This is a genomic window from Halomonas sp. H10-9-1 (genome assembly GCF_040147005.1).
In the GTDB taxonomy this organism is placed as follows: domain Bacteria; phylum Pseudomonadota; class Gammaproteobacteria; order Pseudomonadales; family Halomonadaceae; genus Halomonas.
On sequence record NZ_JAMSHO010000001.1, the window covers coordinates 390986 to 412453 of the forward strand.

The following is a 21468-nucleotide window of genomic DNA, read 5'->3' on the forward strand; positions in this document are numbered from 1 at the left end:
CTTGTAGAGTCGAGTCGTGTGTTCAGAGGGGGCGCTTAGCCCTGAAGGTCGTCGTAGTCGCCGTCGCGATAGCCCACGCGGATATCATCGCCGGTATCCAGCAGGGGGCGCTTGAGCAGGGTGGGGTGGGCGAGCAGCAGCTCGCGGGCGCTGTTGGCATCCACCTCCCGCTTCTCCTCGTCGGACAGGTTGCGCCAGGTGGTGCTGCGCTTGTTGAGTGCCGTCAGCACCGGCACCCTGTCGAGGATATGCTCGAGCAGCGGCGCGGAGAGGCCATCCTCGCGCAGGTCATGGAACTGGTAGGGAACGCCGGAGCCATCCATCGCCTTGCGGGCGCGGCGACAGGTGTCGCAGTTCTTGATGCCATACAGGGTGAACATCACAGCCTCCTCTCGATGAAGTCGCGGATGCGGCGTGCCGCCTCGGCAGTGGCCTGGGCCTCGGCCACCAGCGCCAGGCGCACCCGGCCGCGGCCGGGGTTGGTGGCGCGCGAGCCGTCGCGGCCCGTCCCGTCGTCGGTAGCGGGGCGACCCACCCTGTCGTCGCTGGCGGGACGACCCATCCTGTCGTCGGTAGCGGGACGACCCATATAGCTGCCGGGCAGCACGCTTACGTTGGCATGGCGCAGCAGTTCCCGGGAGAAGCCCTCATCGTCGCCGCCGGGCACCGCCGGCCACAGGTAGAAGCTCGCGACGGGGACAGGAAACTCCATCACCGGACCGAGGATCTCGGTCACCGTGGCGAACTTCTCGCGATAGGCGTCGCGGTTGGCGCGTACATGGGCCTCGTCGTTCCAGGCGGCAACCGAGGCGTGCTGCACCGGCAGGGCCATGGCGCAGCCGTGATAGGTGCGGTAGCGCCGGAAGGGGGCGATCAGCGCGGCGTCGCCGGCCACGAAGCCCGAGCGCAGCCCCGGCAGGTTGGAGCGCTTGGAGAGCGAATGGAAGACCAGGCAGCGGCGGTAATCGTGGCGGCCCAGGCGTGCGCAGGCCTCGAGCAGCCCCGGCGGCGGGGCGGCCTCGTCGAGGTAGAGCTCCGAGTAGCATTCGTCCGAGGCGATGATGAAGTCATGCTCGTCGGCGAGCTCGAGCAGCCGCGTGAACTCCGCGAAGGGCGTCACCGCACCGGTGGGGTTGCCCGGCGAGCACAGGAAGACGATCTGCACCTGGCGCCAGGTGTCGGCGGACACGGCGTCGAGGTCGGGGCGAAAGCCGTTTTCGGCGCGGCAGTCGAGATAGAGCGGCTCGCCGCCGGCGAGCAGGGTCGCCCCTTCGTAGATCTGGTAGAAGGGGTTGGGCATGGCCACCCTGGCCGGGCGCGTGCGGTCCAGTGCCGCCTGGACGAAGGCGAAGATCGCCTCGCGGGTGCCGTTGACCGGCAGCACCTGGGTCTCGGGGTCGAGGCCCGTGAGGCCGAAGCGCCGCGTGGCCCAGCCGGCGATCGCCTCGCGCAGCACCGGGAGCCCGGCGGTGGCCGGGTAGCGGGCGAAGTCGGCCTGGTGGGCGTGCAGCGCCTCGAGGGCCGCGGCGAAGGGGGCGTGCTGGGGCTCGCCGATGGTCAGCGGGATGTGCGTGAGCCCCGCGGGGGGCGTCACGTCGGCCCTGAGGGCGGCGAGCCGCTCGAAGGGGTAGGGCTTGAGGGCGTCGAGATCGGGGTTCATGGGCGTCCAGGCGCGCCTCGTTGGCCGTGGCCTCGGGCGTCGTCGTTGTGATGGATCGTGGTCGGAAGGGGCTTGATTATAGGGAAGGCCGCAGAAGGCCTCAAACGCGAGGCTGTTGCCGTCTCGTGCCTACCCTGAGACATCCAGCACCTCCACCAGCCGCTCGCGCAGGCGCGCCTGGCGTTCGGGGTCGGTGAGGGGGTGACCGGCCTTGTCGGTGATGAAGAAGACGTCCTCCACCTTCTCGCCCAGGGTGGCGATCTTGGCCGCGGAGAGGGCGATGTCCTGCTCCATGAAGATGCGGCCGACCCGGGCCAGCAGCCCGGGGCGGTCCGGGGCGATCAGCTCCAGCAAGGTGCGCTCGTTGGCCGGGTCCTGCTCGATGACCACCTCGGTGGGCACCCTGAAGTGCCTGAGCTGGCGCGGGGTGTGGCGGGTGACGATCTGCGGGTAGTCGTCGGGGTCGTCGAGCTCTTCCACCAGGTGGGCGCGGATCTCCTCGAGGCGCTCGGGCTCGCGGATGGGGGCGTCCTGGTCATCGAGCACGATGAAGGTGTTGAGCGTCCAGTCGTTGCTGGAGGTGGCGATGCGCGCATCGTGGATGGAGAGGCCGAGCTGGTCCAGGGCCGCGGCGGTGGCGGCGAACAGGTCGTCCACCGAGCGGGTGTGGATAAAGACCTTGGTGCCGCCTTCCGCCATGCCCTCGGCCGGGGCGCTGAGCAGGATCAACGGCAGCTGGCTGTCGGCGTGGCCGAGGATGCCCTGGGTCTGCCAGGCGATCTCGCTGGGTGCATACTGCAGGAAGTAGTCCTCACCCAGTGACTCCCACAGCCGCTGCACCTGGTCCATGTCGGCACCCACCGCGGCGAGCAACGCGAGCGCCTCGTCGCGGGTCTCGTTGACCCAGTCGTTGCGCTCCAGCGGGTTCTCCAGGCCGCGACGCAGGGCGCGCTTGGTCTCGCCGTGCAACTGGCGCAGCAGCGAGGCACGCCAGCCGTTCCACAGGGTGGGATTGGTGGCGTTGATGTCGGCCACGGTCAGCACATAGAGGTAGTCGAGGCGGGTCTCGTCGCCCACCAGGCGGGCGAAGTCGGCGATCACGTCGGGGTCGGTGATGTCGCGCTTCTGGGCCACCATGGACATGGTCAGGTGGTGCTCCACCAGCCAGCTCACCAGGCGGGTGTCGCGGGGCGAGAGGCCGTGGCGCTCGGCGAAGCCTTCCACGTCGCGGGCACCGAGGATCGAGTGGTCGCCACCGCGCCCCTTGCCGATATCGTGGTAGAGCCCGGCGATCCACAGCAGTTCCAGCTTGGGCAGCTGGTGGATGACGTTGGCGGCCACCGGGAAGGTCTCGCGAGCCTCGGGCTTGCGGAAGCCGTGGATAAACTTCAGCAGATGCAGGGTATGGGCGTCCACGGTGTAGATATGGAAGAGGTCGTGCTGCATCAACCCCACGGCGCGGCCGAACTCCGGCAGGTACTTGCCCAGTACCCCGTAGCGGTTCATGCGCCGCAGCTGGCGTGCCACGTTGCCGCCGGAGCGCAGCAGTTCCATGAACAGGCTCTGGTGGCGCACGTCGTCGCGGTAGAGGTCATCGATCAGGTGGCGATGGTCGCGGATCTGGCGGATGGTGTCGGCGCGCACCCCCTCGATCCTGGGGTGCTCGGCCATCAGCAGGAAGAGCTCGAGAAGTGCCGAGGGGCGATCACGAAAGACGGTGCGCGAGCGCGCCTGGATGAAACCATCCTTGATCTCGAAGCGTTCGTTGAGGGGCTCCACCGGCAGGGCCTCGCCGGCGTGGAGGATCGCCTCGTCGAAGTGCTGCAGCAGCATGTCGTTGAGGCCGGCCAGGGCCGTTACATGGCGATAGTAGCGATTCATGAACTGCTCGACGGCGAGGCGTTCCGGGGTGTCGCGGAAGCCGAACAGTTCGGCGATGGTGCGCTGATGGTCGAAGAGCAGGCGGTCCTCGGCGCGACCGGTGAGCATGTGCAGGGCGTAGCGTACCTGCCACAGGAAGGCCTGGCCCTGGCTGAGGATGCGCAACTCGGCGTCATTCATGAAGCCCGTGGCGACCAGGTCCTCGTAGCGTTCGCTGCCGAAGTGCCGCTTGGCCACCCAGCCGATCATCTGGATGTCGCGCAGCCCCCCGGGGGCGCTCTTGATGTTGGGCTCGAGGTGGTATTCGGAGTTGTTGTGTCGGTAGTGGCGGTTGATCTGCTCCTGCCACTTGGCCTCGAAGAAGCGGTCTGCCGGCCACACTCGCTCCGCTGACAGGCGTGCCTTCATTGCCTGGCGCAGGCGCTCGGGGCCGGCGACGGTGCGGCTCTCCAGCAGGTTGGTGATCACCGTGACGTCGGCGCAGGACTCGCGTTCGCAGTCGGCCAGCGAGCGCACGCTGTGGCCGATCTCCAGGCCGATGTCCCACAGGAAGGTGATGAAGGCCGCCAGCGCCTCCCGGTAGGGGGCGTCGTCGTCCTGCTCGAGCAGCAGCAGCAGGTCGACGTCGGAGTGTGGGTGAAGCTCGCCGCGGCCATAGCCGCCCACGGCGAGCAGTGCCACGCCCTCGTCGGGCCAGGCGTGTTGCTCCCAGGCCACCGCCAGCAGTCGGTCGAGGCACCAGGCGCGACCGTGGACCAGGTCGCGGATATCGGCGCCGGCGCGGAAGCGCTCGTCGAGGCGCGCCTGGATCTCCCGCAGCGCCGCCTTGAAGGGGGCGATGGGCGAGCGGCTGCCGGAGAACTCCTCGCGAAAGCCGTCGACATCGAACAGCGTCTCGTCCGGCATGAAGCGGTAGTGGTGGAGCAGCATTGGCTCAGTGCTCGAGGAAGGAGAGGTCTTCGTCGCTGCGTGCGGTCAGCACCTCGATGCCCGTCTCGGTGACCAGCAGGGTGTGCTCCCACTGGGCGGAGAGGCTGCGGTCGCGGGTCACCGCGGTCCAGCCGTCGCGCAGCACCTTGGTGCGGTAGCCGCCCACGTTGATCATCGGTTCGACGGTCAGGCACATGCCGGCGGCCAGCTCGATGTCGGCCTCCGGCGCGTAGCCGTCGTAGTGCAGCACCTGGGGGTCCTCGTGGAAGTTGGCGCCGATGCCGTGGCCGCAGAAGTCGCGCACCACCGAGTAGCCGCTGGCCTCGGCGTGCTGCTGGATGGCGCGGGCAAGCTCGGAGAGGCGCACGCCCGGGCGCATCAGCGCCATGCTCTTGTAGAGGCACTCCTGGGTGATCCGGCACAGGCGTTCACCCTGGATGGTCTCGCCGATCACGAACATCACGCTGGAATCGCCATGGTAGCCGTCGGCGGTCTTCACGGTGATGTCCAGGTTCATGATGTCGCCGTTCTTCAGCTTCTTGGCGTCATCGGGAATGCCGTGGCACACCACATGGTTGATCGAGGTGCACACCGACTTGGGAAAGCCATGGTAGTCGAGCGGGGCGGGGGTGGAGCCCAGCTCGTCGACGATGAAGTCATGGCACCGCCGGTCGATCTCGCCGGTGGAGATGCCGGCCTTGATGTAGGGGGCGATCATCTCGATCACGCGGGCGGCCTGACGGCCCGCCTCGCGCATCTTCTCGATCTCGTCGGGCGTCTTGATGGGTACGTTCATGAGGTCTCGGATTCGGGGGTGGGGTGTCCGCGCCTATTCCGCGGCAGGCGCGTGGACGACTTCATCTCGGCACCATTCCATGGTATAAAGCTGCGCGCCTTCCTGCAATCGCCGAGCCTGTCGGCGGCGTCGCTTGCGACCCCCGGGTCGCGAAGTCGGGCCGGGAGTCCACGATAGCGAGGGCGTCAATCAACATAACGCCTTGAAAACACACATGCACCGGCACATGGTCCCGGGTGCTGTCGCGCCTCTCACGAGCGCGGCGGTCGGATCCATGGGGTGCATGGAGGCCTAACCCGATATTTCAGGAGTCATCCATGGCACACGTCAACATGCGTGACCTGCTCAAGGCAGGTGCTCACTTCGGTCACCAGACCAAGTACTGGAACCCGAAGATGAGCAAGTTCATCTTCGGCGCCCGCAACAAGATCCACATCATCAACCTCGAGCACACCCTGCCGGCCCTCAATGAGGCGATCGACGTGGTCGAGAAGATGGCGGCGGCCAACAACAAGATCCTGTTCGTCGGCACCAAGCGCAGCGCGAGCAAGATCATCAAGGAAGAGGCCAACCGCGTCGGCCAGCCGTTCGTCAACCACCGCTGGCTCGGCGGTATGCTGACCAACTACAAGACCATCCGCGTTTCCATCAAGCGCCTGCGCGACCTCGAGACCATGCACGAGGACGGCACCTTCGAGAAGCTGACCAAGAAGGAAGTGCTGATGGCGACCCGCGAGCAGGAAAAGCTCGAGCGCTCCGTGGGTGGTATCAAGGAGATGGGTGGCCTGCCCGACGCCCTGTTCGTGATCGATGTCGATCATGAGCGCATCGCCATCAACGAGGCGAACAAGCTGGGCATTCCGGTTATCGGTGTGGTGGATACCAACTCCGATCCGGACGGTGTCGACTACGTGATCCCCGGCAACGATGACTCCATCCGCGCCATCCAGATCTACGTCAAGGCCATCGCCGATGCCTGCGCGCGTGCCAAGGAAGGTCGTCCCGACGAGTTCGTCGAGGTGACCGAAGAGCCCGCCGCCCAGGAAAGCGACAGCGCCGCCGAGTGATCGTGGCCCGTCTGATCGGCGGCTGTGCACGGCCTGTCATGCCGCTGCCATCAATGCCGGTTAGACGAGAAGGGGGCCGCGGCCCCCTTTCTTCTCCGAATTTTCCGGACTCTCTCCCATGAGGGGCCGGCCCACTTCCCGAGATATTCAGAGGTGACACCCATGGCAGCTATCAGCGCCTCCCAGGTCAAGGAACTGCGCGAGCGTACCGGGCTCGGCATGATGGAGTGCAAGAAGGCCCTCACCGAGACCGGTGGTGACATTGAGCAGGCCATCGAGAACCTGCGCAAGAACTCCGGCCTCAAGGCCGCCAAGAAGGCCGGTCGTACCGCCGCCGAAGGCGTCGTGGTGGCCCGCGTGGCCGATGACGGCAGCTACGGCGTGATGGTCGAGATCAACTCCGAGACCGACTTCGTTGCCCGTGACGAGAACTTCACGGCCTTCGCCGAGAAGGTCGCCGAGGCCTTCTTCGCGGCCAAGAGCGAGGATGTCGCCGCCGTCATGGCCGGCGATCTGGAAACCGCCCGCGAGCAGCTGGTGCAGAAGATCGGCGAGAATATCGGCGTGCGTCGCAGCGTGGTGGTCGAGGCCGGCGCCGGCAACCTGGTTGGTGCCTACGTCCACGGTGGCCGCATCGGCGTGCTGACCGAGCTCACGGGTGGCAATGCCGAGGTGGCCAAGGATGTCGCCATGCACGTCGCCGCCATCAATCCGGCCGTGGCGCGTCCCGAGGACATGCCGCAGGCGCAGCTGGACACCGAGAAGGCGATCATCCTGGCCCAGCCCGACATGGCCGGCAAGCCCGAGCAGATCGCCGAGAAGATGGTCCAGGGCCGCCTCAAGAAGTACCTGGCCGAGAACAGCCTGACCGAGCAGCCCTTCGTCAAGAACCCGGACCAGTCCGTGGCCGAGTTCGTCAAGGCGGCCGGTGGCGAGGTGGTCGGCTTCACGCGCTTCGAAGTGGGCGAGGGCATCGAGAAGGAAGAGGTCGACTTCGCCAAGGAAGTGATGGAACAGGCCAAGCGCAGCTGAGGCTTCACGTTCCGCTAGAATGATGGCGTGCGCGCGAGCGCACGCCTTCGCGTATCCGGCCGGTCGATCCGGTCGCCCCGTCATGCCACCGTTGATGCCCAGGAGATGATGCGATGTCCACACCCGACTACGTCGAAGCGCCCGCCAAGCCACGCACTCAGAAGTCGAAGTACAAGCGGATCCTGCTCAAGCTCTCCGGCGAGGCGCTGACCGGCGATGCCGAGTTCGGCATCGACCCCAAGGTACTCGACCGCATGGCCCTGGAGATCGGGCAGCTGGTCGGCATCGGCGTCCAGGTGGGCATCGTCGTCGGCGGCGGCAACCTGTTCCGCGGCGCCGCTCTGCACGAGGCCGGCATGGAGCGGGTCACCGGTGATCACATGGGCATGCTGGCCACGGTGATGAACGCCCTGGCCATGCGCGACGCCCTGGAGCGCTCCAATATCCGCTCGCGGGTGATGTCGGCGATTCCCATGAGTGGCGTGGTGGAGCACTATGATCGGCGGACCGCCATCCGCTACCTGACCTCCGGTGATGTGGTGCTGTTCTCCGCCGGCACCGGCAATCCCTTCTTTACCACCGATTCCGCGGCCTGTCTGCGTGGCATCGAGATCGATGCCGACGTGGTCGTCAAGGCCACCAAGGTGGACGGGGTCTACGACAAGGATCCGGTCAAGTATCCGGAAGCGGTCAAGTATGACCGGCTCAGCTACGACGACGCGCTGGCCCAGAAGCTCGGCGTCATGGATTTGACCGCCATCTGTCTGGTGCGGGACCATGACATGCCGGTACGCGTCTTCAACATGAACAAGCCCGGCGCCCTGCTCAACCTGGTGGTGGGCGGCGAGGAAGGCACGCTGATAGACAGAGGCTGATATCGTGATCAATGACATCAAGAAGGACGCAGAGAGCCGTATGAAGAAGAGCGTCGAGGCGCTCCACGGCAACCTGAACAAGATTCGTACCGGGCGTGCCCACTCCAGCATCCTGGATGCGGTGACCGTCGAGTACTACGGCAGCCAGGTCCCGCTGAACCAGGTGGCCAACATCAATACCGAGGATGCCCGTACCCTCTCGGTGGTGCCCTGGGAGCAGAACATGGTGCCCAAGGTCGAGAAGGCGATCATGACCTCGGACCTGGGCCTGAACCCCTCGACCGCCGGCAACAACATCCGCGTGCCGCTGCCGATGCTGACCGAGGAGACCCGTAAGGGCTATATCAAGCAGGCGCGTCACGAGGCCGAGAGCTCCCGGGTCGCGGTGCGCAACGTGCGTCGCGATGCCAACGGCGATATCAAGGCCCTGCTCAAGGAGAAGGAGATCAGCGAGGACGAGCAGCGCCAGGCCGAGGAGGCGATCCAGAAGCTGACCGACAAGTACATCGCCGAGATCGACAAGACTCTGGAGTCCAAGGAACACGATCTGATGCAGGTCTGAGGACTTTCGCCCGGCCCGCTCGCGGCCGGGCGGCAGCGACACACCCGAAGCGAGACCCCATGACGTCAACGCATCCCCCCGACGCCGGCTCCGATGCCGGCGCTTCTGCCGCCACCGAGGCCGGTCTGCCGCGCCACGTGGCGATCATCATGGATGGCAACAACCGCTGGGCCAAGGCCCGCGGCCTCTCCGGCGTGCGTGGCCATCACGCCGGCGTCGAGGCGGTGCGTGCCACCATCCGCCGCGCCGCCGAGCGCGGCGTCGAGGTCCTGACCCTATTCGCCTTCTCCAGCGAGAACTGGAAGCGGCCCAGGGCCGAGGTGAGTGCGCTGATGGAGCTATTCCTGCTGGCGCTCAAGCGCGAGGTGAACAAGCTCCACGCCAACGGCATTCGCCTCTCCGTGATCGGCGATCGCAGCGGCTTCTCCGCGGCGATCCAGGCACATATCGCCCGGGCCGAGGCGAAGACGCGTGACAACACCCGCCTGCACCTGGTGATCGCCGCCAACTACGGCGGGCAGTGGGATCTGGCCCGCGCGGCGCGGCGCCTGGGCGAGCGGGTCGCCGCAGGCGAGCTGGCGCCGGCCGATATCGACGAGCGCGCCTTCGCCGGCCAGCTGAGCCTGGCCGGCGTGGCGCCGGTGGACCTGTGCGTCCGCACCAGCGGCGAGCAGCGTATCTCCAACTTCGTGCTCTGGGAGCTGGCCTACGCCGAGCTCCACTTCACCCAGTGCCTGTGGCCCGACTTCGATGCCGATGCCTTCGATGCGGCGCTGGAGGACTTCCGGCGTCGCAAGCGGCGCTTCGGCATGACCGATGACCAAATCGACGAGGCCCAGGGTGCTTAGACAGCGCATTATCACCGCGGCTTGGCTGGCACCGCTGATGCTGGCCGGCCTGTTCGGCCTCAACGGCGGCGCCTTCGCGCTCTTCACCGCGGCCATCGTGCTGCTGGGTGGCTGGGAGTGGACCAACCTGGCCGGCATCGAGGGGCGCGGTCGGCGCCTGGCGCTGGTCGCAGGCCTCGGCCTGGCCATGGCACTGCTGTGGGTCGGCGGCGGCATTCAGGCCGCCTGGCCGCTATGGCTGGGCCTGGTCGGCTGGGGGCTCAACCTCTTCTGGGTCACCCATTACCCCGCGCGCACGGCGCAGTGGTCGTCACCCGCCCGGCGCCTGGCCATGGGCCTGTGGGTGTTGTTGCCCGCCTGGGTGGGGCTCAATGTCCTGCGCGAGACCGGCGGCATCTGGCTGCTCTTCGTGCTGCTGCTGGTGTGGAGCGCCGACATCGGTGCCTACTTCGCCGGCCGCGCCTTCGGGCGGCAGAAGCTGGCGCCGCGGGTGAGTCCCGGCAAGAGTTGGGAGGGCGTGCTCGGCGGCATGGCGGCCACGCTGGCCCTGGCCCTGGTGTTCGCCATCGGCCAGGGGCTGGCGGCGGTCGACGCCGCCTTGCTGGTGCTGACCACCCTGGCGGTGACCCTGGTCTCGGTGCTCGGCGACCTGCTCGAGAGCATGCTCAAGCGCCACCGGGGCATCAAGGATTCCAGCAACCTGCTGCCGGGCCATGGCGGGGTACTCGACCGCATCGATAGCCTGACCGCGGCGCTGCCGCTGTTCGCCCTGCTCGCGCCGGGGGTGGTCTAGCATGGCGAGCGATACGGCTGCGCGACGCCTGGGGGTCACCGTGCTGGGTGCCACCGGCTCCATCGGCACCAGTACCCTGGATGTGATCGCGCGCCACCCCGAGCGCTACCGTGTCCATGCCCTTACCGCCCACCGCTCTCGCGAACCCTTGCTGGCGCTGTGCCGACGCCACCGCCCGGCGCTGGCGGTGCTCGAGCATGAGGCCGATGCCGCCTGGTTGCGCGAGCGCCTGGTCGAGGCCGGCATCGCCACCGAGGTGTACAGCGGGAGCGAGGCGCTGATGGAGGTGGCCGAGGCCGCCGAGGCCGAGGTGGTCATGTCGGCCATCGTCGGGGCCGCCGGCCTGCTGCCGACGCTCGCGGCGGTGCGAGCCGGCAAGCGGGTTCTGCTGGCCAACAAGGAGGCCCTGGTGATGTCCGGGGCCCTGTTCATGGAGGCCGTGACGCGCCACGGTGCGACCCTGCTGCCGATCGACTCCGAACATAACGCCATCTACCAGTGTCTACCCGTGGAGCATCGCGGCGGGCTCTCGCGCCATGGGGTGACCCAACTGCTGCTGACTGCCTCCGGCGGCCCCTTCCGAGGCTGGTCGGCCGAGGCGCTGGCCGGTGTCACGCCAGCCCAGGCCTGCGCCCACCCCAACTGGAGCATGGGGCAGAAGATCTCGGTGGACAGCGCCACCCTGATGAACAAGGGGCTCGAGCTGATCGAGGCGTGCTGGCTGTTCGATGCCCGTCCCGACCAGGTTCAGGTGGTGGTGCACCCGCAGAGCGTGATCCACTCCATGGCCGCCTACAGCGACGGCTCGGTGATCGCCCAGCTCGGCAATCCCGACATGCGCACGCCGATCGCCTATGGGCTGGCCTGGCCCGAGCGCATCGATGCTGGCGTCCAGTCGTTGGACCTGTTCTCGGTGGCGCGCCTGGACTTCGAGCCGCCCGACGAGGTCGCCTTTCCCTGCCTGGGCCTGGCGCGGGACGCCATGGCGGCCGGCGGCACGGCGCCGGCGGTACTCAACGCCGCCAACGAGGTGGCGGTGGCGGCGTTCCTGGCTGGGCGGCTGCCCTTTACCGGTATCGCCGAGCTGGTGGCGCGGGTGCGTGATGCCGAGCCGGTACGGCCGGCCGCTGAGATCGAAGCGGTCCTCGAGGCCGATGCCCTGGCGCGGCGCAGCGCCGAGATCTTTCTGGCACGCCTGTGAGGCGAGGCCGCTTGTTCACGAGGTTAACCATGCTGTCAGGAGGAGAGTGACGTGGGCGTGATCCAGAATATCCTGGCCGTGATCGTGGTACTGGGCCTGCTGATCACCTTCCACGAGTTCGGCCACTTCTGGGTGGCCCGGCGTTGCGGGGTGAAGGTATTGCGCTTCTCGGTGGGCTTCGGCACGCCGATCTGGGCGCGGCGAGACCGCCACGGCACCGAGTTCGCCATCGCCGCCATCCCGCTGGGCGGTTACGTCAAGATGCTCGACGAGCGTGAGGGAGAGGTGCCACCCGCGGAGCTCGAGCACGCCTTCAATCGCAAGAATGTCTGGCAGCGCATCGCCATCGTCGCCGCCGGCCCCCTGGCCAATTTCCTGCTCGCCCTGGTGGCCTACTGGGCGCTGTTCGTGGTGGGCACCGCGACGGTGGCGCCGGTGATCGGGGAGGTGACGCCGGATTCGCCCGCCGCGCGGGGTGGCCTGGAAGCCGGACGCGAGATCACCGCGGTGCAGGGCGAGGCGGTGCGCTCCTGGGACGAAATCAACCTCAAGCTGGTGGCGGCCATCGGTGAGCCCGAGGCGCTCTCCATCGCCACCCGCGGGGCGCTCGGAGAGGTGCCGCGGGAGCACCGTGTGCCGGTGAGCGACTGGCTGGTGCGCCAGGATCCTCCGCAGCCGCTGCCAACCCTCGGCGTGGCCCCCTGGCGACCGCCGATGCCGGCGGTACTGGGCCAGGTGATGGAGGGCGAAGCCGCTGCCGAGGCGGGGCTGGTGCCCGGCGACGAGATCCTCTCCGTGGCGGGCGAGCCGGTGGCAGATTGGGGCGCGTTCGTCGATATCGTGCGTGCCAGCCCGGGGGAGAGCCTGGAATTCGAGGTGCGCCGCGACGGCGAGACGCAGACCCTCGCGGTGACGCCCCGCGAGAACACCCTCGAGGAGGGTGTCACCATCGGTTACATCGGTGCGGGGGGGGCGCCGGTGGAGTGGCCCGAAGAGTACCGCCGCGAGATCCGCTACGGCCCGGTGGCCGCGGTGGGCGAGGCATTCGCGCGCACCGGCGAGATGATCACGCTGACTTTCGATGCGGTGCGCAAGATGCTGGTCGGGATGATCTCGCCCTCCAACCTCTCGGGACCGATCACCATCGCCCAGATCTCCGGCGACTCGGCGCGCGCCGGCCTGGAGAGCTTCGTCGGCTTCCTGGCCTACCTGTCGATCAGCCTGGGGGTGCTCAACCTGCTGCCGATTCCAGTGCTCGATGGTGGCCACCTGCTCTACTATGCCATGGAGGTGGTACGCGGTCGGCCGGTCTCGGAGCGCACCCAGGCCATCGGCCTACGCATCGGCCTGGCACTGGTGGGGACCCTGATGCTGATGGCGATCTATTTCGACCTGATGCGACTCTGGTAGGCCCTCCCTCGCCTTGTCAGTGGGGCGCACAAATGTATAAGGTGCCTGTCTGGACAGGTTTGGCAGATCAACGCGAGCGAATCGACTGCATGAAAATCAAGACCATCGGACTGGCGGCACTGCTGCTTGCCGGGGCCAGCGTGGCCCAGGCGGAATCTTTCGACGTTGCCGACATTCGGGTGGAGGGCCTGCAGCGCATCTCTGCCGCCTCCGTCTTCAACGCCTTTCCTGTCACCGCCCGGGATCGCGTCGACGAGCGCGAACTCGCCGAGGCGGCCCGCGAACTCTTCGCCACCGGCCTGTTCGAGGATGTCAGTCTGGCCCGCGAGGGCGACGTGTTGATCATCCAGGTGGTCGAGCGCCCCACCATCAGTCGCCTCAATATCGACGGCAACCGTCAGCTCGATGAAGGCCAACTGCGCCAGGGGCTGCGCGAGGCCGGCCTCGAGGAGGGCCAGGTGCTGCAGCTCTCCACCCTGGAGGAGATCGAGCGCGAGCTCGAGGGCGTCTATCAGGCCCAGGGGCGCTACAGCGCCAGCATCGAGACCAGCGTGCGCGAGATCGACGAGGGTCGTGTCCAGGTCGATATCGATATCGATGAGGGGGCCGTGGCCAAGATCCGCCAGATCAACATCGTCGGCAACGAGGCGTTCGATGATGAGACGCTGCGTGAGGTGTTCGAGCTGAACGACCGCCCGGGCCGCATCTTCGGCTGGTTCTCCAAGGACCAGTACTCCCGCGAGGCCCTGGCCGGCGATCTCGAGCGTCTGCGCTCCTTCTACCTGGATCGCGGCTACGTCAACTTCAATGTCGAGTCGACCCAGGTCTCGATCAGTCCCGACAAGTCCGAGATCTTCGTCACCATCAACATCAACGAGGGCGGCGAGTATCGGCTTGGCGACGTGCGCTTCGTGGGCGACCTGACGATCAGCGAGCGCGAGGCGCGTGAGCTGCTGAAGGTCACCCCGGGCGAGACCTTCTCGCGCAGCGACGTCACCGCCTCCACCGAGGCGCTGCGTGCCCGCCTGGGTGCCGACGGCTTCGCCTTCGCCAGCGTCGACGGCATCCCCGAGACCGGCGCCGATGGCGAGACCGTCGACCTGGTATTCCGGGTCGACCCGGGCCGCCGTGCCTATGTGCGGCGCATCGAGTTCGTCGGCAACACCACCACCATGGACGAGGTGCTGCGTCGCGAGATGATCCAGATGGAGGGGGCGCCGGCCTCCACCGAGGCGATCAGCCGGTCCCAGCAGCGCCTGGAGCGCCTGGGCTTCTTCAAGCAGGTCGAGGTGGAGACCCAGCCGGTGGCCGGCGAGCCGGACAAGCTCGATGTCACCTACAACGTCGAGGAGCAGCCCTCCGGCTCGATCTCCGCCAGCATCGGCTTCTCGCAGAGCGCCGGCGTCATCTACGGGGTGGGCCTTTCCCAGAGCAACTTCCTGGGCACCGGCAACCGGGTGAACATCGGCGCCCAGCGCAGCGATACCTTCACCAGCCTCAACTTCGGCTTCACCGACCCCTACTGGACCATGGACGGGATCTCCCGGGGCTATAACCTCTACTATCGCGAGTCCGATTACGAGGACTCCGATATCTCCACCTACTCCACCGACGCCTACGGTGCGGGGATCAACTTCGGTTATCCGATCAACGAGCTCACGCGCCTGAACTTCGGTACCGCGGTGGAAGACCTGACCATCAAGACCTACAACGACACGGCGTCGGAGATCAAGCGTTACGTCGACGAGCAGGGCGCCGATGCCCAGGCCCTGAAGCTGACCGCCAGCTGGACCCGCAACAACCTCAACCGCGGCATCATGCCCACCGACGGCAGCTATCAGCGCCTGTCGCTGGAGACCGCGGTGCCGGGCAGCGACGCCGAGTATGCCAAGCTGCGCGCCCAGGCGCGCCAGCTCTTCGCGCTGGACGACAACCACAGCTGGGCGCTGAAGTTCAGCGGCGAGCTGGGCTATGCCGATACCCTGGGCGGCAGCGATCCCTATCCGTTCTACGAAAACTTCTATGCCGGCGGCCTGGGCTCGGTGCGCGGCTTCACCGGCAATACCCTCGGTGAGCCCACCACCCCCTCGGGCAACTCCACTCGCGACCGCACCCTGGGCGGTAACGTGCTGGTACAGGGCAGCGCCGAGCTGATCTTCCCGACGCCCTTCGTGGGCGACCAGCGCACGGTGCAGAGCTCGCTGTTCATCGACGGCGGCAACACCTTCCTCTCCGACTGCTATCCGGTGCTGGACGCCGATGCGCCGGCTAGTTGCAACTCGGGGGTTGACCTCGGTGACCTGCGCTACAGCGTCGGCCTGGGACTCTCCTGGCTGACCCCGGTGGGCCCGCTGACCTTCAGCGTCGCCGAGCCGCTCAACGACGAAAGCGGTGACGATACCCAGTTCTTCCAGTTCTCACTCGGCCAGACCTTCTGACCGGGAATCGATAACCCAGACCCTCGGCCGCCGCCGTCGGTGTCCGCAACCGGAGCCCTACCATGCGCAAGTTGACCGCCGCCTTCGCCTTTCTGATGATGACCGCCATCGCGCTGCCGGCGCTGGCCGCCGATGTGGCGGTGCTGGATTGGCGTCGTGCGCTGATGGAGACCGATGCGGCCCAGAGCTCCTTGAGCGAGCTGGAGAGCCGGGTCGGCAGCCAGCAGCAGCAGGCCCAGGCCCTCGAGCAGGAGCTCAACCAGCTCCAGCAGCGTGCCAGCAGCCTCAGCGACAGCGAGCGCCAGCAGGCCAACCAGAAGGTGGCCGAGCTCAATCGCCTGATGGGCGAGGTCGTGCAGGCCCGCCAGGAGTCCGAGCAGGCCCTGCTGCAGCGCGCCGAACCCAAGCTGCAGCAGGCGGTGGAACAGATCATCGCCCGTCACAGCATCCAGGTGCTGGTGGAGCCCCAGGGCGTGCTGCACGCCGAGCGTGACCTGCAGGACGTCACCGCCGAGGTGACCGAGATCCTCAACTCCATGCTGTGACCGCGGCGGGCCCTCACCATGACGCGAAGCACTATTCCCAAGATGACCCTGGGTGATCTGGCCGAACGGCTGGGGGCTCGCCTGGTCGGCGATGCCGAGCGCCGGGTCGGTGGCCTGGCCACCCTGAGCGAGGCCGGGCCGGACCAGGTGACCTTCCTGGCCAACCGGGCCTACCTCAAGGAGCTGCCCGGCACCCGAGCCGCGGCGGTGCTGCTGCATCCCCAGCACGCCGAGGCCTGCCCGGTGGACCGGCTCGAGCTCGACAACCCCTACCTGGGCTACGCCGCGGCCTCGCGGCTATTCGATTCCCTGGCGAGTCGTGAGCCGGCCGGTATCCACCCCTCGGCGGTGGTGGATCCCACGGCGACCCTGGGGGCACGGGTCGAGGTGGGTGCCAATGCGGTGGTCGAGGCCGGTGCCCGGTTGGGCGATGACGTCAGCATCGGGGCCGGCTCGGTGGTCGGCGCCGATACCACCATCGGTGCCGGGTCGCGCCTGCATGCCAACGTTACCGTCTACCATGGCGTGGTGATCGGCGCGCGGGTGATCCTGCACAGTGGCTGCGTGGTCGGCGGCGACGGCTTCGGCTTCGCCCACGACGGCAGTCGCTGGCACAAGATCGCCCAGCTCGGCGGCGTGGTGTTGGGCGACGACGTCGAGGTCGGCAGCTGCTCGAGCATCGATCGCGGTGCCCTGGGGGATACCCTGATCGGCGATGATGTCAAGATCGACAGCCAGGTGCAGATCGCCCATAACGTGCAGATCGGCGAACACAGCGCCCTGGCCGGGTGCGTGGGCATCGCCGGCTCGACGAAGGTGGGGCGGCACTGCATGCTGGGCGGCGGCGTGGGCCTGGCTGGCCACCTGACCCTCTGCGATGGCGTACAGGTGACCGGCATGAGCCTGGTCACCAACTCCATCCACGAGCCGGGCGTCTACTCCTCGGGCACCGGGGCCATGGCCAATGCCCAGTGGCGCAAGAACGCGGTGCGCTTCAAGCAGTTGGACGACATGGCCAAGCGACTCGCTAGTCTCGAGCGGGCGCGCGGTGCTTGAGGGCGTTGCGGGGGGCGCTATAATCCCTCGCCAGGCCGGCATGGTCGCCGACTCTCGCCTGCCGTGATGGCAGGCATTCCGAGACTTCAGAGGTTGTGACGATGGTAATGGACATCAACGAGATCCGTGAGTATCTGCCCCACCGCTATCCTTTCCTGCTGGTGGACCGGGTCACCGAGCTGGCCCTGGGCGAGACCATCGTTGCCTACAAGAATGTCAGCATCAACGAACCCTTCTTCAATGGCCACTTTCCTCACCACCCGATCATGCCCGGTGTGCTGGTGATCGAGGCGCTGGCCCAGGCCTGTGGCATCCTCGGCTTCAAGACCGTCAACAAGCTGCCCGCCGACGGCTATGTCTACTACCTGGTGGGCAGCGATAACGTGCGCTTCAAGCGCCCGGTCATGCCCGGCGACCGGCTCGACCTGCGCGCCGACGTGATGCGCGAGAAGCGGGGCATCTGGAAGTTTGCCTGCAAGGCCAGCGTGGCCGGCGAGCTGGCCTGCGAAGCCGAGATCATCTGCGCCGAGAGGAAGGTCGCTTGATTCATCCCACCGCCCTCATCGACCCCGCCGCGCGGTTGGCCGGCGACGTGGAGGTCGGCCCCTTCACGGTGGTCGGCCCCGACGTGGAGATCGGCCCCGGATCGCGTATCGGTCCCCACGTGGTGATCAAGGGGCCGACGGTGCTCGGTGCCCGCACGCGTATCTTCCAGTTCGCCTCGGTGGGCGAGGACTGCCAGGACAAGAAGTATAGCGGCGAGCCGACCCGCCTGGTGATGGGCGATGACAACGTGGTCCGCGAAGGGGTCACCCTGCACCGCGGCACCGTCCAGGATCGTGGCGAGACCACCATCGGCTCGCGCAACCTGTTCATGGCCTATGTCCATGTGGGTCACGATTGCGTGATCGGCAACGACTGCATCCTCGCCAACCAGGTGACCCTGGCGGGGCACGTCAAGGTGGGGGACTTCGCCATTCTCGGCGGGCTCTCCGCCGTGCACCAGTTCTGCCACTTCGGCACCCATGCCATGGCTGGCGGCGGCTCCATCATCACCAAGGACACCCCCGCCTACGTGATGATCAATGGCAACCCCGCCCAGGTTCACGGCCTCAACCTGGTGGGGCTCAAGCGCCGCGGCTTCTCGCGCGACGCCCTCAAGGCGCTGGGCGAGGCCTACAAGCTGGTCTATCGCCAGGGACTCACCGTCGAGCAGGCGCTCGCCGAGATTCGCCGGCGCTTCCCGCTTGACGAGACCGAGGCGTTCGCCGAGTCCATCGAGGCCTCGACCCGCGGCATCATTCGCTAGCCATGTCCGCTGACGAGCCAGCCGTCGTGCAGCGCATCTACCTGGTGGCCGGCGAGCTCTCCGGGGATATCCTCGGCGCCGGCCTGATGCGGGCCCTCAAGGCGCGCCATCCCGGGGTCGCGTTCCGCGGCATCGGTGGTCCGCGCATGATCGAGGAGGGCATCGACAGCCGCTTCCCGCTGGAGACCCTCTCGGTGATGGGGCTGGTCGAGGTGCTCAAGCACCTGCCCCGGCTGATCGGCGTGCGCCGCGAGCTCAGGCGCGATGCCCTGGCCTGGCGGCCCGATATCATGATCGGCATCGACGCCCCCGACTTCAATCTCGGCCTGGAGCGGCAACTGCGCGAGGCCGGGCTGACCACCGCCCACTACGTCAGCCCCTCGGTGTGGGCGTGGCGCCAGGGGCGGGTCAAGGGCATCAGTCGCTCCGTCGATGCCATGCTCACCTTCCTGCCCTTCGAGGCCGCCTTCTACGCGCGTCACCGTGTTCCCGTGGCCTTCGTCGGCCACCCGCTGGCCGATGAGTTACCGCTTGAGAACGATCGTGCCGCCGCCCGCGCCGAACTGGGCCTGCCCGAAGCGGGCGAAGTGCTCGCCGTGCTGCCCGGCTCCCGGGCCGGCGAGATCCGCTTCCTGGGCGAGGCCTTCCTCGCCGCCGCCGAGCGGCTGTGCGCCGTGCGCCCGGGACTCTCGGTGGTGATCCCCGCGGCCACGCCGGAACGGCGCGGCGAACTCGAGGCGCTGCTCGCTGCCTGCCCCGCCCTTGCCGAGCGCTTGACCCTGCTCGACGGCCGGGCCCGGGAGGTCATGGTGGCAAGCGATGCCGTGCTGCTCGCCTCGGGAACCGCGGCGCTGGAGGCGATGCTCTGTCATCGCTCCATGCTGGTCGCCTACCGCATGGCGCCGGCCACTCACTGGCTGGCGAAGCGGTTGGTGAAGACCGAATGGATCTCGTTGCCCAACCTGATCGCCCGCGAGAGCCTGGTGCCGGAGCTGATTCAGGAGGCGGCGAGCCCCGAGGCGATCGCCGAACGTCTCGGCGAGATGCTTGACGACGTCGCCGGTCGGGCATCCCTGGAGGCGCGCTTCGCCCGGATGCATGCCGGCCTGCAGCGTGATGCCAGCCGCCGCGCCGCCGAGGCGATCGAGGCGTTGGTGGCGGGTCGTCCGCTGCCGGCCAGCGTCGCGCCCGAACGGGGCGCCGAGAGGGGCGGGGAGATCGCCTCGTGACGCCGGGGAAGGGCAGGGACCGTGAACTGCCGCCGCTGGTGGTCGACTACACCGGCGAGCGGCTCGCCGGTGTCGACGAGGTGGGGCGTGGCCCGCTGGTGGGCAGCGTGGTGGCCGCCGCGGTGATCCTCGACCCGACGTGCCCGATCCCGGGGCTCGGTGACTCCAAGACGCTGAGCGCCAGGCGCCGCGAGCTCCTGGACGGGGAGATTCGTGCCAAGGCACTGGCCTTCGCCGTGGCCGAGGCCTCCCCCGGCGAGGTGGACGAGCTCAATATCTTCCACGCCACCCATCTCGCCATGCGCCGCGCCATCGATGCCCTGGCCCCGGCGGCCGAGTACCTGCTGGTGGACGGCAATCGCCTGCCCGGGCATCATGTTCCCGGCCAGGCAGTGGTCAAGGGCGACGCCCGCCATGCGGCCATCGCCGCGGCCTCGATACTCGCCAAGGTGGCCCGGGATGCCCAGATGCTGGCCCTCGATGCCCGACACCCCGACTACGGCTTCGCCCGCCACAAGGGCTACCCGACCCGCGAGCACCTGGCCGCCCTGGAGCGCCTGGGGCCACTGCCGGAGCACCGCCGCTCCTTCGGCCCGGTCAAGCGCCAGCTGGCGCTGTTCTAGGCCTTTCAAGCAACACCACGAGAGGCGCCGGGAGCAGGTCGTAGAGGAGGTCCTATGCCATGGATGGCATCGGTAGCAATGGGATGGAGTCCTCCCCACCCTATATCGGCGTCGTTGCGCCACACTGGTGGGCGAGAACACCAACCAGCCTGAGGGTGAGGAGAACTCGTCATGAACATTACCCGTGTCGGCGTCGATATCGCAAAGTCTGTTTTTCATGTCCACGGCGTCGATCGCCATGATCAGGTGCAGTGGCAAGGTAAGTACACCCGCGAAAAATGGCTGAATGCGGTCAGCAAGCGGGTGCCGGCGGGAGCCGAGATCGGCATGGAAGCCTGTGCCTCGTCTCACTTCTGGGCGCGGGCCCTGCAGGCGCGGGGCTATCGCGTCAAGTTGATCGCCGCACAGTTCGTGACGCCCTACGTGAAGAGCAACAAGAATGACCGGGTCGACGCCGAAGCGATCTGTGAAGCCATGGGGCGGCCCAGTATGCGCTTCGTGGCCGTCAAGAGCGTCGCTCAGCAGGATACCCAGGCGGCACACCGCATTCGTGAAGAGCTGGTACGGCAGCGCACGGCCAAGGCCAACCAGATACGCGGGCTGGTGGGGGAGTATGGCCTGGTCGCTCCGGTGGGTATCGGTCAGTTGCGTGCCGCCCTGCCTCGCTGGCTGGAAGCGGCAGACAACGGGCTGACGGATGCCTTTCGTGTCCTGCTTGCCGGCCTTGCCGAGGATCTGCGCCACCTGGATGAGCGCATCGCGACGGTCACGGCAAGCCTCGAGCGACAGGCCAAGACCGACCCCGTGGCCAAGCGGCTGATGACGCTGCAGGGTATCGGTCCACTGACCGCCACCGCGCTGGCCGGCGCCCTCGGCGATGGCAAGAGCTTTCGGCGCGGGCGAGATTTTGCCGCCTCGCTCGGCTTGACGCCGCGACAGCACAGCACCGGGGGGCGAGACCGCCTGCTGGGCATCAGCAAACGCGGCGACAGTTACCTGCGCAAGCTACTGGTGCATGGCGCGCGCTCGGTGCTCCGGCATGTGGGCACCAAGGACGACGGCCTGAGCCAGTGGGTCAGGCACCTGGCCGAGCACAAGCATGCCAATGTGGCGGTCGTCGCACTGGCCAACAAGACGGCACGGATCGCCTGGGCGGTAACCCGCCATGAGACGGCCTATGATGCGTCGCTGGCGTCGCGGCTGTCGGCATGAA

At 67.7% G+C, this 21468-nt stretch carries 20 protein-coding genes; 16 read left to right on the plus strand and 4 right to left on the minus strand.

Annotated elements, in window-relative coordinates; genetic code table 11:
- Positions 1-35 precede the first annotated feature (35 nt).
- From NFH66_RS01820 to map, 4 genes are all read right to left on the minus strand, one after another.
- Positions 36-380, minus strand: coding sequence for an arsenate reductase (locus NFH66_RS01820; protein WP_349607875.1), 345 nt, complete (start codon positions 378-380; stop codon positions 36-38).
- Positions 380-1660, minus strand: coding sequence for a succinyldiaminopimelate transaminase (dapC, locus tag NFH66_RS01825; protein ID WP_349607877.1), 1281 nt, complete (start codon positions 1658-1660; stop codon positions 380-382). The genes NFH66_RS01820 and dapC overlap by 1 nt, the downstream gene beginning before the upstream one ends.
- A 129-nt stretch (positions 1661-1789) precedes the next feature.
- Positions 1790-4471 carry a [protein-PII] uridylyltransferase gene (locus tag NFH66_RS01830; protein ID WP_349607879.1) on the minus strand — a complete coding sequence of 894 codons (2682 nt, stop codon included), beginning with the start codon at positions 4469-4471 and terminating at the stop codon, positions 1790-1792.
- A 4-nt stretch (positions 4472-4475) separates the two neighbouring features.
- Positions 4476-5267: a type I methionyl aminopeptidase gene (map, locus tag NFH66_RS01835; protein WP_349607881.1), complete on the minus strand. Its 792-nt coding sequence runs from the start codon at positions 5265-5267 to the stop codon at positions 4476-4478.
- A 317-nt stretch (positions 5268-5584) separates the two neighbouring features.
- Here map and rpsB point away from each other — a divergent pair, with 317 nt between their 5' ends.
- From rpsB to NFH66_RS01915, 16 genes are all read left to right on the plus strand, one after another.
- Positions 5585-6334: a 30S ribosomal protein S2 gene (rpsB, locus tag NFH66_RS01840; RefSeq protein WP_349607882.1), complete on the plus strand. Its 750-nt coding sequence runs from the start codon at positions 5585-5587 to the stop codon at positions 6332-6334.
- 162 nt (positions 6335-6496) lie between these two features.
- On the plus strand, positions 6497-7366 hold the full coding sequence (tsf, locus tag NFH66_RS01845; protein WP_349607884.1) for a translation elongation factor Ts: 870 nt from the start codon (positions 6497-6499) through the stop codon (positions 7364-7366).
- Positions 7367-7479: 113 nt separating this feature from the next.
- A complete protein-coding gene (gene pyrH / locus NFH66_RS01850) occupies positions 7480-8241 on the plus strand; it encodes a UMP kinase (protein ID WP_349607886.1) in 762 nt (253 codons plus the stop codon).
- 4 nt (positions 8242-8245) lie between these two features.
- Complete coding sequence (gene frr, locus NFH66_RS01855) at positions 8246-8803, plus strand: ribosome recycling factor (protein ID WP_349607888.1); 558 nt, start codon at positions 8246-8248, stop codon at positions 8801-8803.
- Positions 8804-8862: 59 nt separating this feature from the next.
- Positions 8863-9651: a polyprenyl diphosphate synthase gene (uppS, locus tag NFH66_RS01860; protein ID WP_349607890.1), complete on the plus strand. Its 789-nt coding sequence runs from the start codon at positions 8863-8865 to the stop codon at positions 9649-9651.
- Positions 9644-10444 (plus strand): phosphatidate cytidylyltransferase, encoded by an 801-nt coding sequence (locus NFH66_RS01865; RefSeq protein WP_349607892.1) that lies wholly within the window; start codon positions 9644-9646, stop codon positions 10442-10444. Before uppS ends, NFH66_RS01865 begins: the two co-directional genes overlap by 8 nt.
- Position 10445: 1 nt before the next feature.
- The gene (ispC, locus tag NFH66_RS01870) at positions 10446-11645 is read left to right on the plus strand and encodes a 1-deoxy-D-xylulose-5-phosphate reductoisomerase (protein ID WP_349607894.1); all 1200 of its coding nucleotides are present in this window, start codon (positions 10446-10448) and stop codon (positions 11643-11645) included.
- A 51-nt stretch (positions 11646-11696) separates the two neighbouring features.
- Positions 11697-13055 (plus strand): RIP metalloprotease RseP, encoded by a 1359-nt coding sequence (gene rseP / locus NFH66_RS01875; protein WP_349607896.1) that lies wholly within the window; start codon positions 11697-11699, stop codon positions 13053-13055.
- Positions 13056-13144: 89 nt separating this feature from the next.
- Positions 13145-15493, plus strand: a complete 2349-nt coding sequence (gene bamA, locus NFH66_RS01880; RefSeq protein WP_349607898.1) for an outer membrane protein assembly factor BamA — start codon at positions 13145-13147, stop codon at positions 15491-15493.
- Between the two features lie 62 nt (positions 15494-15555).
- A complete protein-coding gene (locus tag NFH66_RS01885) occupies positions 15556-16038 on the plus strand; it encodes an OmpH/Skp family outer membrane protein (RefSeq protein WP_349607900.1) in 483 nt (160 codons plus the stop codon).
- An 18-nt stretch (positions 16039-16056) separates the two neighbouring features.
- Complete coding sequence (lpxD, locus tag NFH66_RS01890) at positions 16057-17094, plus strand: UDP-3-O-(3-hydroxymyristoyl)glucosamine N-acyltransferase (protein ID WP_349607902.1); 1038 nt, start codon at positions 16057-16059, stop codon at positions 17092-17094.
- 101 nt (positions 17095-17195) lie between these two features.
- Positions 17196-17639 (plus strand): 3-hydroxyacyl-ACP dehydratase FabZ, encoded by a 444-nt coding sequence (fabZ, locus tag NFH66_RS01895; protein WP_305797026.1) that lies wholly within the window; start codon positions 17196-17198, stop codon positions 17637-17639.
- A complete protein-coding gene (lpxA, locus tag NFH66_RS01900) occupies positions 17636-18403 on the plus strand; it encodes an acyl-ACP--UDP-N-acetylglucosamine O-acyltransferase (RefSeq protein WP_349607904.1) in 768 nt (255 codons plus the stop codon). The genes fabZ and lpxA overlap by 4 nt, the downstream gene beginning before the upstream one ends.
- Before the next feature lie 2 nt (positions 18404-18405).
- Positions 18406-19632 (plus strand): lipid-A-disaccharide synthase, encoded by a 1227-nt coding sequence (gene lpxB / locus NFH66_RS01905; protein WP_502878623.1) that lies wholly within the window; start codon positions 18406-18408, stop codon positions 19630-19632.
- Positions 19629-20255 (plus strand): ribonuclease HII, encoded by a 627-nt coding sequence (gene rnhB / locus NFH66_RS01910; protein ID WP_349607908.1) that lies wholly within the window; start codon positions 19629-19631, stop codon positions 20253-20255. The genes lpxB and rnhB overlap by 4 nt, the downstream gene beginning before the upstream one ends.
- Positions 20256-20426: 171 nt before the next feature.
- Positions 20427-21467 carry an IS110 family RNA-guided transposase gene (locus NFH66_RS01915; RefSeq protein WP_023006782.1) on the plus strand — a complete coding sequence of 347 codons (1041 nt, stop codon included), beginning with the start codon at positions 20427-20429 and terminating at the stop codon, positions 21465-21467.
- Position 21468: the final 1 nt, after the last annotated feature.

Bases quoted from the DNA above. Each gene is read 5' to 3' on its own strand.
- pyrH (WP_349607886.1), top strand. From the start codon at position 7,480: ATGTCCACACCCGACTACGTCGAAGCGCCCGCCAAGCCACGCACTCAG.
- NFH66_RS01830 (WP_349607879.1), bottom strand. From the start codon at position 4,471: ATGCTGCTCCACCACTACCGCTTCATGCCGGACGAGACGCTGTTCGAT.
- NFH66_RS01885 (WP_349607900.1), top strand. From the start codon at position 15,556: ATGCGCAAGTTGACCGCCGCCTTCGCCTTTCTGATGATGACCGCCATC.
- tsf (WP_349607884.1), top strand. From the start codon at position 6,497: ATGGCAGCTATCAGCGCCTCCCAGGTCAAGGAACTGCGCGAGCGTACC.
- lpxD (WP_349607902.1), top strand. From the start codon at position 16,057: ATGACGCGAAGCACTATTCCCAAGATGACCCTGGGTGATCTGGCCGAA.
- uppS (WP_349607890.1), top strand. From the start codon at position 8,863: ATGACGTCAACGCATCCCCCCGACGCCGGCTCCGATGCCGGCGCTTCT.
- lpxB (WP_502878623.1), top strand. From the start codon at position 18,406: ATGTCCGCTGACGAGCCAGCCGTCGTGCAGCGCATCTACCTGGTGGCC.
- NFH66_RS01915 (WP_023006782.1), top strand. From the start codon at position 20,427: ATGAACATTACCCGTGTCGGCGTCGATATCGCAAAGTCTGTTTTTCAT.
- ispC (WP_349607894.1), top strand. From the start codon at position 10,446: ATGGCGAGCGATACGGCTGCGCGACGCCTGGGGGTCACCGTGCTGGGT.
- map (WP_349607881.1), bottom strand. From the start codon at position 5,267: ATGAACGTACCCATCAAGACGCCCGACGAGATCGAGAAGATGCGCGAG.
- NFH66_RS01820 (WP_349607875.1), bottom strand. From the start codon at position 380: ATGTTCACCCTGTATGGCATCAAGAACTGCGACACCTGTCGCCGCGCC.
- rpsB (WP_349607882.1), top strand. From the start codon at position 5,585: ATGGCACACGTCAACATGCGTGACCTGCTCAAGGCAGGTGCTCACTTC.
- bamA (WP_349607898.1), top strand. From the start codon at position 13,145: ATGAAAATCAAGACCATCGGACTGGCGGCACTGCTGCTTGCCGGGGCC.
- dapC (WP_349607877.1), bottom strand. From the start codon at position 1,660: ATGAACCCCGATCTCGACGCCCTCAAGCCCTACCCCTTCGAGCGGCTC.
- fabZ (WP_305797026.1), top strand. From the start codon at position 17,196: ATGGTAATGGACATCAACGAGATCCGTGAGTATCTGCCCCACCGCTAT.